Raw genomic sequence first — 16,853 nt, forward strand, 5'->3', positions numbered from 1 at the left:
CGTCACTTCATCCGACTCGGCGCCACCGCGGACACCGGTGTCACCGTCACTTCATCCGACTCGGCGCCAGCGCCTTGCTCCCCGCGCACCTTGAAGGTATAGGTGGTGCCGTTGGTCAGGCCCGCAACGTCCTTGTCGGAAATCGTCAAGGATGCGCTGTCGGCGATGTCGGTCCAGTCGATGTAGGTGCCCGCGGCGCCCTCTTTGTAGGTGTACTGCCACTTCTGGATCGCCGGGCCGCGCTGCGCCACTGTTGCCGCCAGTGTCGCCTTCGCGTCACCCGCGGTTGCGGTGAAGCTGGTCGGCTTGCCCAGCAGGTAGAGCGGCCTGCCGCTTTCATGGTCTGGAAAGTCTTGGTCCAACTCAAAGCAGACCAGTGACCACATGCGGATACGGACATCGTAAGAGGTGTCATCCAGCGATACGCCGACCTCACCGGGATTGCGACCAACGGTCTGCAAGTTGATCGTGTTGCGCTTGTTGGTGACCCCGGTACCAAGATCCTCATAGATTTCAAACACCCCATGCTCGGGCGAGTTCGGCTTAGTTGCGGCGTGGTCGTTCCACTCGGAAGCATCGCTTCTCTTGTATTCGATCGTGTAGGAATTCATGGTGCATGGCGAATCGCCGAGGCTCCAGTTCCAGACAATGTCGAGGTCTTTGTCGTTGCTGCCCGGACCCACGCTGACTATGGTTGCGGGGGGCGGTCGGCCTTCGATCGACGGCCTTGCCGTCACCGTTGCCGAGCGGTCGCTTTCGCCGCCGGCGTTCACCGCGCGGATCTGGAACGCGTACTCGTAACCGTTGAGGAGGCCGCTCACTTGGTGCGTTGTGGTCGTGTCATCGCTGCCGGGGATGTCCTCCCAGTCGGCGGTGTCGGGCACGGTGGGACCTTCACGGTAGCGCAACTGGTACTTGGTGATGGAGGTGTTGCCTGGGTCCGTCCAGGTCAATGTGATCTTGGTGTCGCTGCCCACCGCGGCCAAGCCGGTGGGCGCGTCCGGCGCCGGCGGCAAGGTGATTGTGATGTTGAACGTGAGGCTTGCCGCGTCGCCGTTGTCATCGGTGACGGTGTAGGTGTATGGCGTCGCAACCTGGACCGCGGTCGGCGTGCCGGCGAGGGTGCGGTTTGCGGCGTCGAAGATCAATCCCGCCGGAGGCGTTGGCGTCAGCGTGTAGGTCAGCGGGGTGTTGCCGCCGGTCGCTTCGGGCAGGTTCAAGGTGGTGATGGCCAGATCCTGGGCGTAGGTCTGGTCGGCCACCGTCTGCGTGCCGAAGCTGGGCACGGGCTCCACCGGCGTCGCGGTGACGGTATCGGAGGCGTCGCTGTTGCCGGCGTTGTTCACCGCCCGGATCTGGAAGGCGTATTGCTGGCCGTTGGTGAGGCCCGTCACCGTGTGGCTGGTGGTGCCGGCGCCGCTGCCAGTGATGTCGGCCCAGGCTGTGCTACCGGGCACGGTTTGGCCCTGGGCCTGGCGGAACTGATACTTGGTGATGCTGGAATCGTTCGGGTTGTTCCAGCTCAGCGTGACTTCGGTGTCGCCGGGCGCGGCGGCCAGGTTGGCGGGCGCGGCGGGTGCTGACGGCGGCGGCGTCGGCGCCATCGGTGTGGCCGCGGCGGTGGCCGCGGGGCCGTTGCCGGCAGTGTTGGTGGCGCGCACTTCGAAGGTGTAGCCAGTGCCGTTGGTCAGGCCCGTCGCCGTGTAGGCGGTGGCCGTGCCGGCGAGGTCGGTCCAGGCTTCGCTGGCGGTGAACGGCAGGTCGGCGGTGGCCTTCCAGCGCACCTGCACCGCGCCGATCACGCTGGCGTTGGTCGGCAGCGTCCAGCTCAATTCGACCTGGGCGTTGCCGCCGGTTGCCGTCAGGCTCGTCGGGGCGTCCGGGACCGCCAGCTTCGGCTGGGCGTCCACGGCCACCGAGTCGCTGCTGCCGGCGAGGTTGCTGGCGCGGACCTCGAACTCGTAGGTCACGCCGTTGTCGAGGGCGGTCACGGTGGTGGTGGTGGCGTCCTTGGCCAGCCGGGTCCATTGGCCCCAGGCCGTGTCCGTCTTCTTCTTGTGGCGCACGTCGATGGTGTCCACGGTGCCCTTGTCCGGCAGGTCCCAGGTCAGGGTCACCCGGGTGTCGCCGGCGCTGGCCTGCAGGTTGCTCGGGGCCGACGGCTTCGCCAACTGCGGCGTGCCCTCGACGCTGGCCGACGGGCCCGTGCCCGCGGCGTTCACCGCGCGGACTTCGAACAGGTAGTCGGTGCCGTTGACCAGGCCCGTCACCCGGGAACGCTCGGCCGTGCCGGCCAGCGAGCTCCACTCGCTCCAGCCGGTGTCGGGGGCCGCCTTCACCTTGTGGCGCAGCTCGACGCTGTCGATCTGCCTGGTGTTGGTGGGCAGGGTCCACAGCACCACCACCTCGGTGTCGCCGGGCACCGCGCTCAGGTTGGTCGGCGCGCCAGGCGCCACCAGCGGGGGAACCGGGGTGGCCGAGACCGACGCCGCCGCGCCGGGGCCGGAGGCGTTCTCCGCCCGCACCTCGAAGTTGTACAGCTCGCCGTTGGTCAGGCCGGTCACCGTGTGGGTGGTGGCGTCCGCGGCCAGGTCAACCCAGGCCTCCCAGTCTTTCGCCGTGTCCGCCTTGTGGCGCGCCTGCACCCTGGTCAGCGCGCCGGAGTTTGCCGGCAGGGTCCAGCTCAGGACGACCTGCGTGTCGCCGGGGGCCGCCGCCAGGCCGGTCGGCGCGGTCGGCACCGCCACCGGCGTCGCGTCCACCTCCGCCACGGCGCCGCGGCCGGCGCCGTTCAGCGCGCGCACGATGAACGTGTACTCGCTGCCGTTGGTCAGGCCGGTGACCTCGTGGCTGGTCGCGTCCTTCGCCAGGTCAACCCAGGGCTGGAAGTTCGCCGCGCTCTTCAGCTTGTATGCCACCTGCATCCTGTCGATTTCGCTGGTGTTGGTGGGCAGGTCCCAGGTCAGGCCGACCTTGCCGTCGCCGGGCGCCGCGGTCAGGTTGCCGGGGGCGTCGGGGATCGCCAGCTTCGGCGTGGCCGTCACCGCCGAGGCCGCACCCGCGCCGTCGGCGTTCACCGCGCGGATTTCGAAGGCGTGCAGGGTGTCGTTGGTCAGGCCGGTCACCGTGTGACCGGTGGTGCCGGCGTTGCTGCCGGCGATGTCGGTCCAAGGCTCGCTGTCGGGCACGCTGGCGCCTTCAATATAGCGGACCTGGTACTTGGTGATGCTGTTGTCCCGCGCATGGGTCCACGTCAACGTCACTTGGGTGTCGCCGGCCGTCGCCGCCAGGTCGGCCGGCGCGGACGGCACCTTGCCCGGCCCCGCCTCGGGCGTCGCGTCCACCTTCGCCTCGGCGCCGCGGCCCGCGCCGTTCAGCGCGCGCACGATGAAGTTGTACTCGGTGCCGTTGGTCAGGCCGGTGACGTCGTAGCTGGTGGCGTCCTTCGCCAGGTCAACCCAGGGCAGGTAGTTCGCCGCGCCCGACTCACGGTAGGCGACCTGCATGTTATCGATTTCGCTGGTGTTGGTGGGCAGGTCCCAGGTCAGGCCCACCGCGCCGTCGCCCACGGTGGCAGTCAGGTTGCCGGGGGCGTCCGGGACCGCCAGCTTCGGCGTTCCGGCCACGGCCACCGAGTCGCTGCTGCCGGCGGCGTTGGTGGCGCGGACCTCGAACTCGTAGGGCACGCCGTTGTCGAGGCCGGTCACGGTGTGGGTGGTGGCGTCCGCCGCAAGCCGGGTCCATTGGCCCCAGCTCGTGTCCGCCCTCTTCTTGTGGCGCACGTCGATGCTGTCCACGGTGCCCTTGTCCGGCAGGTCCCAGGTCAGGGTCACGGTTGTGTCGCCGGCGCTGGCCTGCAGGTTGCTGGGGGACGAGGGCTTCGCCAGCTGCGGCGTGCCCTCGACGCTGGCGGACGGGCCCGTGCCCGCGGTGTTCACGGCGCGGACCTCGAACAGGTAGTCGGTGCCGTTGACCAGGCCCGTCACCCGGGATCGCTCCGCCGTGCCGGCCAGGGAGGTCCACTGGCTCCAGCCGGTGTCGGGGGCCGTCTTCACCTTGTGGCGCAGTTCGACGCTGTCGATCTGGCTGGTGTTCGTGGGCAGGGTCCACAGCACCACCACCTCGGTGTCGCCGGGCACCGTGCTCAGGTTGGTCGGCGCGCCCGGCGCAACCAGCGGCGGCGCGCGGGGCGTCGCCGCGCCGGTGGCGGGGTCGCCGTTGCCAGCCTTGTTGGTGGCGCGCACCTGGAAGGTGTAGCCGGTGCCGTTGGTCAGGCCGGTGACCTTGTGGTCGGTGGCCGCGGAGGACGGAAGGTCGGTCCACTTGTCGCGGGCGTCGTCGAACGGCAGGTCCACTGTGGCCTTCCAGCGCACCTGCACGGAGACAATCTCGCTGGTGTTGGTGGGCAGCGTCCAGGCCAAGTCCACTTCGGCGTTGCCCGCCGTGGCGCTGAGCCCGGTCGGGGCGCCGGGGACCGCCAGCTCCGGCCTTCCGGTCACCCGCGCCGCCGGGCCGGCGCCGGCCCCGCTCTCCGCGCGCACTTCAAACAGGTAGTCCTGGCCGTTCCTCAGGTTGGCCACGGTGTGGGTGGTGGCGTCCGCCGCCAAGTCCGTCCAGGGCTCCCAGGTGGTCTCGCCCCGGGCCTGGTGGCGCACCTGCACCTTGGTCAGCGCGCCCCCGTCGGTCGGCAGGGTCCAGCTCAGGGTGACCCGTGTGTCGCCGGGGGTCGACGCCAGATCGGCGGGCGCGGACGGCACCTTGCCCGGAGGCGCCCGCGGCGTCGCCGCGCCGGTGGCCGGCTGGCCGTTGCCGGCCTTGTTGGTGGCGCGCACCTGGAAGGTGTAGCCGGTGCCGTTGGTCAGGCCGGTGACCTTGTGGTCGGTCGCATCGGAGGACGGAAGGTCGGTCCATTTGTCGCTGGCGTTGTCGAACGGCAGGTCCACTGTGGCCTTCCAGCGCACCTGCACGGCGACAATCTCGCTGGTGTTGGTGGGCAGCGTCCAGGCCAGGTCCACTTCGGCGTTGCCCGCCGTGGCGCTGAGCCCGGTCGGCGCGTCGGGGACCGCCAGTTGCGGCGTCGCCTTGACCGCGTCGGAGGCGTCGCCCGGCAGGCTGCCGGCCACGGCGCGGATCTGGAAGCTGTACTCGGTGCCGTTGGTCAGGCCGGTCACCGTGTGGGTGGTGGTGGTGGCGCCGCTGCCGGGAATGTCATCCCACAGGTCAAAGCCCACGTTTTCAAAGTCGAATATCTGGTACTTGGTGATGCTGTCGTCCCGGGGATCTTCCCAGTTCAGGGTGACTTCCGTGTCGCCGGCCACGGCGGTGAAGTTCCTGGGCTTGGCGGGCGGTTCGACCGCCTCGGCGATGGTGATGTTGAACGTCAGGCTGGCCGTGTCGCCGTCGGCGTCGGTGGCGGTGTAGGTGTACTGCGTCGCATCCTGGATCGCGCTCGGCGTGCCGGTGAGGGTGCGGTTGGTGGCGTCGAAGTTCAGGCCCGCCGGGGCGTTCGGGCTCAGGCTGTAGGTCAGGGTGCCGTTGCCGCCGGTGGCTTCCGGCAGGGTCAGCGTGGCGATGGCCGTGTTGCGGGTGTAGCTCTGGTCGGCGATGGTCTGGGTGCCGAAGCTGGGATCAGTGTCCACCCGCGGCGTCGCGGTGACGGTGTCGGAGGCGTCGCTGTTGCCGGCGTTGTTCACCGCCCGGATCTGGAAGGCGTATTGCTGGCCGTTGGTCAGGCCGGTGACCGTGTGGCTGGTGGTGCCGGCGCCGCTGCCGGTGATGTCGGCCCAGGCGGTGCTGCCGGGCACGCTTGCGCCTTGCGCCTGGCGGAGCTGGTACTTGGTGATGCTGGAATCGTTCGGGTTGTTCCAGCTCAGCGTGACTTCGGTGTCGCCGGGAGCGGCGGCCAGGTTGGCGGGCGTGGCGGGTACCGGCGGCGGTGTTGCCGTGTAAACGATCTTCTGATTGCCAAACGCAAGCTCGATGTGGAAATCGTTGTCGCCCAGGGTGTTGAGCAGGGTACCCGAGAATGTCACCTGATCTCCGGTCGGATTGTAGATGTTTCCGGTGAGATTGGATTGGTCTATTTCCAAGTACTTTCCATAGGTGCTGAACCGGATGTAGAAGTTGGAGACGTAATCACTGACGCCCTGCAACTCCTCTGTGCCGTCGTAGGAACTTAGGCCGGTGGTTACGAAGTCCGGCAGCAAGTTGTAGCGATTGAACGCTGTCGCGCTAGACGGACGAATTTCATAGATTTCCGTATCGTTAATCCTGATTCTGCCGACTTCGACCTTTGTGCCTGTTCGCTCAGGATTGAAACTCGAAACATCCAAACTGCCAGAGGCGGCAACGGTGCTGGTGCTGCCGTCATCGGAGAAAGTGAAGGTCAACGTGCGCGCCGGGGTCGAGGGCGCCATCGGTGTGGCCGCGGTGGTGGCCGCGGGGCCGTCGCCGGCGGTGTTGGTGGCGCGCACTTCGAAGGTGTAGCCGGTGCCGTTGGTCAGGCCGGTGGCTGTGTAGGCGGTGGCCGTGCCGGCGAGGTCGGTCCAGGCGTCGCTGGCGGTGAACGGCAGGTCGGCGGTGGCCTTCCAGCGCACCTGCACGGCGCCGATCACGCTGGCGTTCGTGGGCAGGGCCCAGCTCAATTCGACCTGGGCGTTGCCGCCGGTTGCCGTCAGGCTCGTCGGGGCGTCCGGGACCGCCAGCTTCGGCTGGGCGTCCACGGCCACCGAGTCGCTGCTGCCGGCGAGGTTGCTGGCGCGGACCTCGAACTCGTAGGTCACGCCGTTGTCGAGGGCGGTCACGGTGGTGGTGGTGGCGTCCTTGGCCAGCCGGGTCCATTGGTTCCAGCTCGTGTCCGTCTTCTTCTTGTGGCGCACGTCGATGGTGTCGACCGTGCCCTTGTCCGGCAGATCCCAAGTCAGGGTCACCGTTGTGTCGCCGGAGCTGGCCTGCAGGTTGCTGGGGGACGACGGCTTCGCCAACTCCGGCGTGCCCTCGACGCTGGCCGACGGGCCCGTCCCCGCGGTGTTCACCGCGCGGACTTCGAACAGGTAGTCGGTGCCGTTGACCAGGCCCGTCACCCGGGAACGCTCCGCCGTGCCCGCCAGGGAGGTCCATGCGCTCCAGCCGGTGTCGGGAGCCGCCTTCACCTTGTGGCGCAGTTCGACGCTGTCGATCTGTCTGGTGTTGGTCGGCAGGGTCCACAGCACCACCACCTCGGTGTCGCCGGGCACCGCGCTCAGCTTGGTCGGCGCCCCAGGCGCCACCAGCGGGGGCACCGGGGTGGCCGAGACCGACGCCGCCGCGCCGGGGCCGGAGGCGTTCTCCGCCCGCACCTCGAAGTTGTACAGCTCGCCGTTGGTCAGGCCGGTCACGGTGTGGGTGGTGGCGTTCGCCGCCAGGTCAACCCAGGCCTCCCAGTCTTTCGCCGTGTCCGCCTTGTGGCGCGCCTGCACCTTGGTCAGCACGCCGGAGTTTGTCGGCAGGGTCCAGCTCAGGCCGACTTGCGTGTCGCCGGGGGTCGCCGCCAGGCCGGTCGGTGCGGTCGGCACCGCCACCGGCGTCGAATCCACCTCCGCCACGGCGCCGCGGCCCGCGCCGTTCAGCGCACGCACGATGAACGTGTACTCGCTGCCGTTGGTCAGGCCGGTGACCTCGTGGCTGGTCGCGTCCTTCGCCAGGTCAACCCAGGGCTGGAAGTTCGCCGCGCTCTTCAGCTTGTGTGCCACCTGCATCCTGTCGATTTCGCTGGTGTTGGTCGGCAGGTCCCACGTCAGGCGGACCTTGCCGTCGCCGGGCGCCGCGGTCAGGTTGCCGGGGGCGTCGGGGACCGCCAGCTTCGGCTGGGCGTCCACGGCCACTGAGTCGCTGCTGCCGGCGGCGTTGGTGGCGCGGACCTCGAACTCGTAGGGCACGCCGTTGTCGAGGCCGGTCTCGGTGTGGGTGGTGGCGTCCTTGGCCAGCCGGGTCCATTGGCTCCAGCTCGTGTCCGTCTTCTTCTTGTGGCGCACGTCGATGGTGTCGACCGTGCCCTTGTCCGGCAGATCCCAGGTCAGGGTCACCCGGGTGTCGCCGGCGCTGGCCTGCAGATTGCTCGGGGCCGAAGGCTTCGCCAACTGCGGCGTGCCCTCCACGCTGGCCGACGGACCCGTGCCCGCGGTGTTCACCGCGCGGACCTCGAACAGGTAGTCGGTGCCGTTGACCAGGCCCGTCACCCGGGAACGGTCCGCCGTGCCGGCCAGGGAGGTCCATGCGCTCCAGCCGGTGTCGGGGGCCGTCTTCACCTTGTGGCGCAGCTCGACGCTGTCGATCTGGCTGGTGTTCGTGGGCAGGGTCCACAGCACCACCACCTCGGTGTCGCCGGGCACCGTGCTCAAGTTGGTCGGCGCGCCCGGCGTAACCAGTGGCGGCGCGCGGGGCGTCGCCGCGCCGGTGGCGGGGTCGCCGTTGCCGGCGCTGTTGGTGGCGCGCACCTGGAAGGTGTAGCCGGTGCCGTTGGTCAGGCCGGTGACCTTGTGGCTGGTGGCGTCGGCGGACGGCAGGTCGGTCCACTTGTCGCGGGCGTCGTCGAAGGGCAGGTCCGCCGTGGCCTTCCAGCGCACCTGCACGGCGTCGATCTCGCTGGTGTTGGTGGGCAGCGTCCAATTCAGGTCCACTTCGGCGTTGCCCGCCGTGGCGCTGAGCCCGGTCGGGGCGCCGGGTACCGCCAGCTCCGGCGTTCCGGCCGTCCGCGCCGCCGGGCCGGCGCCGGACGCGCTCTCCGCGCGCACTTCAAAAAGGTAGTCCTGGCCGTTCTTCAGGTTGGCCACGGTGTGGGTGGTGGCGTCCGCGGCCAGGTCGGTCCAGGGCTCCCAGGTGGTCTCGCCCCGGGCCTGGTGGCGCACCTGCACCTTGTCCAGCGCGCTGGCGTTGGTGGGCAGGTCCCAGCTCAGGCTCACCGAGCGGTCGCCCGCGGTGGCCGTCAGGTTGTCCGGGGCGTCCGGGACCGCCACTTGCGGCGTCGCCTTGACCGCGTCGGAGGCTTCGCCCAGCAGGCTGCCGGCCACGGCGCGGATCTGGAAGGTGTACTCGGTGCCGTTGGTCAGGCCGGTCACCGTGTGGGTAATGGTGTCGGCGCCGCTGCCCGGAATGTCATCCCAGAGGTTGATCCCCACGGTTTCAGAATTGAAAATCTGGTACTTGGTGATGCTGTCGTCACCGGGGTTGGCCCAGATCAGGGTGACTTCCGCGTCACCGGCTATGGCGACCAGGCTCCTCGGCTTGGCGGGCGGCTCCAGTTCGTCGTAGATCGCGGTGACCGTGGTCGCGGCGGCGTTGTCGTTGCCGGCGGCGTCCTGGGCCACGGCCGCCGCCACGGCGACGCTGAACTCGCCCTCGGCCTTCGGCGTGATCTTCGCCGTGTAGACCGGCGCCGCCGGGTCCGGCTGGGCGAAGTCCGAAGCGTCGGCATTGGTCAATGTGATGTCGCCGGCCTCGAAGCCGGTGACGGACTCGCTGAAGGTGAAGGTGGCATCCACCGCTGCGTTGACCGTTCCGGAAACGCCCGTGATGGCCACCGTCGGCGCCGTGTTGTCCAACTCGTACGTAATCTGATTGCCGCGGGGCGGGGTCCGGTTACGGAGCGTATTGCCAACGCAGTCCGTGACCTGCGCATGATTCAGCGTCAAGGTGGCCGTGCCGTTGTAGTCAGCCAACGCGCCGCCGGAAATGTTTACGACGTAGGGAGTTAAATCTCCGCAGACATTCGGATCATCGGCCGCCGGGGTCACGGTCAGCGTCGGCTCCTGCGTGATCGCCGGCACGAAGGTAACCGTATAGGCAGCCGCACTGCCGGCCCCCGAATTGCGCATGCTTTCGTTGTATTGAACCGACCACTGCACCGAATCCCGGTTGGTCGGCGACTTCGCGTCGGTGTTCCCAGTTTCGCTGTCGTAACGGTGAATTGAAGTTACGTGTGGAGGGGTCCTGTCCAGCAGGTAGGTGTCGTCGTTGGTCCCCGTTGGCGTGGTGTCGGTCAGCGCGTTGCCGGCGGTATCCTCGATGTCCTGGCCTTGCACGAACTCCAGGTTCACCGTGCCGGCCAGCACCACCAAATTGCCACCGGCCACGTTCACGTCCCAGGTGGTGCCGTCCGTGCCGACTGCCGTCGCCGTCTCCGTCCCGTCCGTACCCCCAACGTGGAAGTCATCGTCGGACACATTCACCACCGCCTCGCTGAACGTCACCCGCCAGGTCAAGGTCACCGCGTTGGTGGGCGAAGTTGGCGGATCATGTCGCACAATGCTCGCCACCCGCGGCGCTTGGGTGTCCGCAGTGACGGTGATGTTGAACGTGAGGCTGGCCGCGTCGCCGTCGGCGTCGGTGGCGGTGTAAGCATAGGCTGTCGCGCTCTGGGCCGTGGTCGGAGTGCCCGTCAGGGTGCGGGCGGTGGCGTCGAAGGCCAGGCCCGCCGGGGCGGCCGGGGTCAAGCTGTAGGTCAGGGTGCCGTTGCCGCCGGTGGCTGCGGGCAGGTTCAAGGTGGCGATGGCGGCGTTCTGGGCGTAGGTCTGGTCGGCCACTGTCTCAGTGCCGAAGCTGGGCGCGGAGTCGGCCTCCGGCGTTGCGGTCACCGTGGCCGAGGTGGCGCCGTCGCCGGTGGCGTTCACGGCGCGGATTTGGAAGGCGTAGGCCTGGCCGTTGGTCAGGCCGGTGACGATGTGGCTGATGGTGGCGGCGCCGCTGCCGGTGATGTCGGTCCAGGCGGTGCTGTCGGGCACGGTGGTGCCCTGGGCCTGGCGGACCTGGTACTTGCTGATGCTGGTGTCGGAGGGGTTGTCCCAGTTCAGGGTCACCTGGCCGTCGCCCGGCGTTGCCCGGAGGTTGGATGGCTGGGCCGGGGCGATGGCGCCGGTTACGGTGACGGTGAAGGTTTCGGTCACATCGGCGGCAAGGGAGGAATTGGCGGTGACAGTGACCGTTGTCACGCCGGTTCCCACCGCGGTCACACGCACGTTGAACGTTGCGAACGAGAATCCGCGAACGCCATTAACCCGATTGATAATCTCCGCCGTGGCCACGGACGGGTTGGCGCTGGTTGCCGTTAGAGCCAATCCAGAGAACGAGCTGGCGGTGGCTGCACTGGCGACTGCCGGCAACGGGGGATTGACGTACTGCCTGCCGCCATTGACAGAGATCGTGACGTCATCGAACGAAGTCATATGTCCCGAGCCGTTCGAATCAATGACGGTGATGTTGAACTTGTCCTCCGCCCAGGCGCCGCTCGGGTCCGTCGCCCTGAGCGTAATCTCCGCGGTGCCCACCGTTACCCCCAGGACTTCCAAGCTGGCCAACCCGTCGGGCACCACGTTTAACACATTCCTGATGCTGGCCACGGCGGGGTTGGCGCTGGTGGCCGAGTAGGTCAGCGCATCGCCGTCGGCATCGGAGAATATTTCCTCGCCCGCTAGTTCCAAGCGCCGGGCAAAAACTTCATGGCCAAATGGAGTGTTCAGCCACACGCCGCTATCCGGTATCGGCCTCACCACCACCGGTGTCCGGTTGCCCGCCGCCACGGTGATCTTGAAGCTCAGGCTGGCGGTGTTGCTGGCGGCGTCGGTGGCGGTGTAGGTAAAGGTGGTTTCCGCCAGGGAGGCGCTTGGCGTGCCGCTCAGGACGCGGGTGGCGGTGTCGAAGCTGACGCCCGCGGGCAGCGCCGGGGACAGGCTGTAGCTCAGCGCGCCGCTGCCGCCGGTGGCTTGGGGCAGCGTTACGTCGGTGATCTGGACGAACTGGGTCCAGGATTGGTCAGCGATGGTTTGGGTGCCGAAGCTGAGGGTGGCGGCGGTCACCGTCACCTTGAACGTGGTGGAGGCGGTGCCGCCCGTTTTGCCGTCATCGGCGGTTACGGTGATGGTGGACTCGCCTTCCGCCACGCCGGTTACGGTTACCGTGGAACCGGAAACCGCCACCGTGGCCTTGGCGGTGTCGCTGGACGCCACCGTGTAGGTCAAGGTGTCGCCGTCGGGGTCGGTGAAGGTTTCGCTGCCGGAGGTTTCCAGCGCCACGCTCACGTTCGAGCCGACCTGCACGGTCTGGTCGGCGATGGCGTTGGCCACCGTCGGCGCGTTGTTCAACGCGGTGGTTGCGATGGCGGAGTAGTCGCTGTTGGGTTCGCGCGGCTCCACCGAACTGTCTTCACAAGGCCCGCTGTAGGCGAGCAAGCGAACGTCGTAGTCCACCGGGTCGAGGGCGACCCCGATTTGACCGGGAGACCCCTGGGCGCCTTCCTTGATCACGAATTGGCGCAGGCTGCCCTGGCCCGGGCCGATCAATTCAAACACGCCGTGGTCGACGGCGTTGGGATGGGTGTCATGGCCCTCGTGCCAATCGTCCCCGAGCGACGTCTTCTTGTATTGGACCTCGAAACCCGACCGGTCTCCGGTGAGCAGGCATACCCCGCCGGTATTGTCGGACCAGTCCCAGGTCACCGTGATCTGGCCGGTGCCGGCCACCAGGCTGACGATCGTCGGCGCCGTGGTCTGGATGGCGTTCTGGACCGTGACTTCGAACTGGTCCGAGACCGAAGCGCCGCTCGGGTCGGTTGCCGTCACCGTCACCGTCGCGGTGCCCAGGGAGAGGGCTCCGCTCACCGTCAGCGTCGAACCCGTCAGCGAAACCGTGGCGACGTTTGTGGCGCTTGATGAGGCGCTGTAGGTCAAGGTGTCCCCGTCCGGGTCGCTGAACACCGACGTCAGCTCGAAGTCGCGCGAAATGACCCGCGAAATCTTGATATCCGCGATCGGGTTCGCCACCACCGGCGCGCCGGAGGTCACGGTGACGTCGAAAGTGTCGGAAGCCTGGCCGCCGTTGCCGTCGGCGGCGGTCAGCGTCACCTGGGCAGTGCCCGTGGCGACGCCGGTCAGGGTCAAAGTAGTGCCGCTGACCGTTGCGGTCGCCGTCGCGGTGTCGGAAGAGGTTGCGGACAGCGTCAGCGTGTCGTTGTCGAGGTCGTTGAACACGGCGGAGACGTCCACGTCCACTGATGCGTTCACCGCCACGGATTGGTCGTCCACCGCGTTCGCCACGGTCGGCGCCCGGTTCGGCTGATTCACCGTCACGATGAAATCGTCGCTGACCGTGCCGCCGTAACCGTCGCTCGCTGTCACGGTGATGGTCGGCGTTCCCGCGGCGACGCCGGTCACGGTGACCGTGTTGGCCGCGTTGTCCACCACCACCGTGGCCATCGCGGTGTCGCCGGAAGTGGCGGAGTATGTCAGCGGGTTGCTGTCCGGGTCCGCGAACACCTCGCTGCCGGTGGTTTCCAGCGCAACCGCCACGTTCGAACCCACGTCAACGGTCTGGTCCGCAATCGCGTTCGCCACCGTGGGCGCGTTGTTGGTTACGGTGACGTCGAATTCGTCGGATACCGCGGCGCCGTAGGGGTCGGTGGCGGTTACGGTGATTTTCGCGGTGCCGGGCGCCCCGCCGGTAAGCGTCAGCGTGGAGCCGGACACCGCCACGGTGGCCTTGGCGGTGTCGTCCGACGAGGCTGTGTAGGTCAGGGTGTCGTTATCCGGATCGCTGAAAGTCGACGAAATGTCCACTGTCGCGCTGACTCCCGACACTGCCGACTGGTCCGCGATGGCGCTGGCGACGGTGGGCGCCTGGTTGGACGGAAGCACGGTGACGCTGGCGATTGCGCTGTACGCGCTGCTGGTCACGTCGCACGAAGACGAAGGGCTGTCGCTGTTGGCCGCCATGCGAACCTGGTATTGGACAGCGTCCAGCGCCACGCCGGACTGGGAGACGGGCTCCCTGCCCTCGGCGTTCGCGTCGATGGTGAAAGTGGTCAACAAGGTGCCGTTTGGCGCCAGGCCCCGGTCCCAGTTCTGCTGGTTGTACAACTCGAACACGCCATGGTCGGCGGTGTTGGCGGTGGATTGCCAGGCCAGCTTCCAATTCGGTTCCGTGGCTTTCTTGTACTCGATCTCGAAACCCGAATTGGCTCCGGCCATCGAACAGGCGCCGCCCGTGGTGTCGACCCAGTTCCAGTTCACCACCATCGCGGCGCGCCGCGGTTGCAGCAAGCTGATCGACGGCGCATTGGTTTGCGAGGTTTGGGACTGGGCGGGCGTCGCGGTGACGGTGCTGGAAGCGTCGCTGTTGCCGTCGGCATTGACGGCGCGGATTTCGAAAGCGTATTGGGTGCCGTTGGTCAGGCCGGTGACGGTGTGGCTGGTGGTGCCCGCGCCGCTGCCGGTGATGTCGCCCCAGGTTGCCGTGGCGGGCACGGCGGAACCCGCACCGTAGCGGACCTGGTACTTGGTGATCGTGCTGTCCTGCGGGTTGGACCAGGCCAGCGCGACCAGGGCGTCGCCCGCCGTGGCGATCAGACCGGTGGGCGCGGCCGGCGTCAGCGATTCGATGGTGATGTTGAACGCGAGGCTGACCGTGTCGCCGTCCTCGTCTGTGGCGGTGTAGGTGTAGGCCGTCGCTTGCTGGAGCGTGGTCGGGGTGCCCGTGAGGGTGCGGGCGGTGGCGTCGAAAGCCAGGCCCGCCGGGGCGGCCGGGGTCAAGCTGTAGGTCAGGGTGCCGTTGCCGCTGGTGGCCTCGGGCAGGGTCAATGTGGTGATGGCGGCGTTCTGGGTGTAGGTCTGGTCGGCAATCGTGACGCCGGTGCCGAAGCTGGGCGTGGCATCGTACTGCGCGGTCACGGTAGTCGCCGCCGCATTGTCGTTGCCGGCGGCGTCTTGCGCCGCGCCCGCAGCTACGCCGACGCTGAAGGCGCCCCCGACGGCCGGCGTGATAATCGCCTTGTAGGTCGTTCCCGACCCGGAGAATTCCGATGCGGCGGCATTGGTCAGGACGATGTCGCCGACGTCGAAACCGGTGACCTCCTCGGTGAACGTGAAGGTCGCCTCAACCGCTGCGCTGACCGTCCCGGAAACGCCCGTGACCGTCACTGTCGGCGCCACGTTGTCCACCACGAAGGTGTTGTCGTTGGTGCCGGTCGGCGTCCGGACCCGGACCGCAGTACCGTCGCAGTTTCGGATAACCCCGTCCGACTTCAACGTCATTGTCACCGTGCCGTTGTAGTTGGCAAGGTCGCCGCCGTAAACCTCGACGGAGAAAGCCAGCCCCGCATCCCCGCGGCGCACGCACCTGCGGGCCGCGCCCAGCCTGTTCGCGACCAGCGTCGGCGCATTCGCGATCGGCGGGTCGTAGGCAACCTCGTATGCCCCCGGCCCGCCGGCCTGCCCGTACAGCACCAGTTCGCTGAACACAACCTGCCACGTCAACGTGTCCGCGTTCGTCGGAGAGGTTGTTGGCATGTGCCGCGTGATGTCTTCCACGCTGGGCACCGTGCCAGTCGTCACGCTCACCTCGCTCGCCTGGCCGTTGCCGGCGGAATTGATGGCGCGCACTTGAAACCTGTATTCGGTGTCGGGGGTCGGGTCAAACGCGTCGAAGTCCGTGCGCGTGGCAGCGAGATTGGTCCAAAGGTCGGTGGTGTCATCGAACGGCAGGTCAGCCGCGGCCTTGTAGCGGACCTGGATGTTGGTAATCGAGCTGGCGTTGGTCGGGTTGGTCCAGGTCAGGTAAACGTGCGTGCCGCCAGCGCTGGCGGTCAGGTTCGCCGGCGCGTCGGGGACGGCCAGTGCCGGTGTTGCGGTGACAGTGCTGGAGGCGTCGCTGTTGCCATTGGCGTTGACGGCGCGGATTTCGAAAGCGTATTGGGTGACGTTGGTGAGGCCGGTGACCACGTGGCTGGTGGTCTGGTCGTCACTGGGGTCGATATCGTCCCAGGTGGCGGTGGCCGGCACGGTGGAACCCGCGCCGTAGCGGACCTGGTATCCGGTGATGTTGGCGTCGTTCGGGTCGGTCCAGTTCAGCGTGACTGCAGTGTCGCCCGCGGTGGCGGCCAGGCCAGTGGGCGCGGCGGGCGCCGGTGCCGGCGCCGCTGTCTTGAAAACGATCGTTTGATTGCCGATGGCGTGCTGGATGTCGAAATCGTTGTCGCCCAGGGTGCTGAGTAGGGTGCCCGAGAACGTCACCTCGTCGCCCGTCGGGTCGTAGATGTTTCCGCTGAGATTGGCCGTGTCAATGTACAACCACTTGTGGGAAGGGGTGAACCGGATGGCGAAATCGTGGGTGTAGTTGCTCGGGAATTCGATTTGCCCACTACCCGTATAGGGGGTTATGACGGTGGTCACGAAGTCCGGGAGCGAGTCGTAATATCTAAGTGGTGTGGCACCCAGCTGTGGCATGAGTTGCCATATTCCCGTATCGTCTATTTGTATTCCTCGGTATCCTTCGGCAGACGGCGTCGTATCCAGGACAAAATTAAAGCCCGTGACATCCAGACTGCCCGAGGCGGCAATGGTCACGGTGCTGCCGTCATCGGAGAATGTGAAGGTCAGCGTGTTCGTCTGCGCCTGCGCGAACGCGCTCATCACAAGCGAGCATGCGAGACCCAGGCACACTGCCCGCGCCGCTTGGAAGAAACGATGCAGTCTGCTAAAACTCAACACAAAATCCCGCTCGTCGGGGCAGAGTGTTCCAGCGCGCAGCGGTTAAGCGCAACAAGGCTCTCGAACCTTGCTTCGTAAATGCAAATTTCGCGAGTTGTTTCACTCTGGTCGGGATGGCTTGATGTCAGGCACTAGGGAACCTGCGGGCGTACCCTCCCCCGCGAGAAAATATCGAATACAGGCCCATAGGCCCTGTTCTTGAGGAGCATCCAAAGCGCACTCATCCTCACCTACGGCGCGACTATAACACCAAAATCCGCCTGTTAGGGGAAAGTACTGCCAAAATTCTCTAGAGTTGTGCGACGCATCCCAACGGCTTGCAGAACATCCCGCCAAGTCGTT

The 16,853-nt window shown here is 67.4% G+C and carries 1 protein-coding gene; it reads right to left on the reverse strand.

The genetic code is table 11. The features are described 5' to 3' along the window. Nucleotides 1-2 precede the first annotated feature (2 nt). Entirely contained in the window at nt 3-16,433 is a 16,431-nt protein-coding gene (locus ACWCOO_RS07940) for a fibronectin type III domain-containing protein (protein WP_446830455.1), read from the reverse strand. Nucleotides 16,434-16,853 lie beyond the last annotated feature (420 nt).

Source organism: Candidatus Foliamicus sp., from assembly GCF_965221325.1.
Lineage (GTDB): Bacteria > Pseudomonadota > Gammaproteobacteria > Steroidobacterales > Foliamicaceae > Foliamicus.

What these genes read in the sequence shown, in the direction of transcription:
- ACWCOO_RS07940 (WP_446830455.1), bottom strand. Translation starts at nt 16,433, where the DNA reads ATGAGCGCGTTCGCGCAGGCGCAGACGAACACGCTGACCTTCACATTC.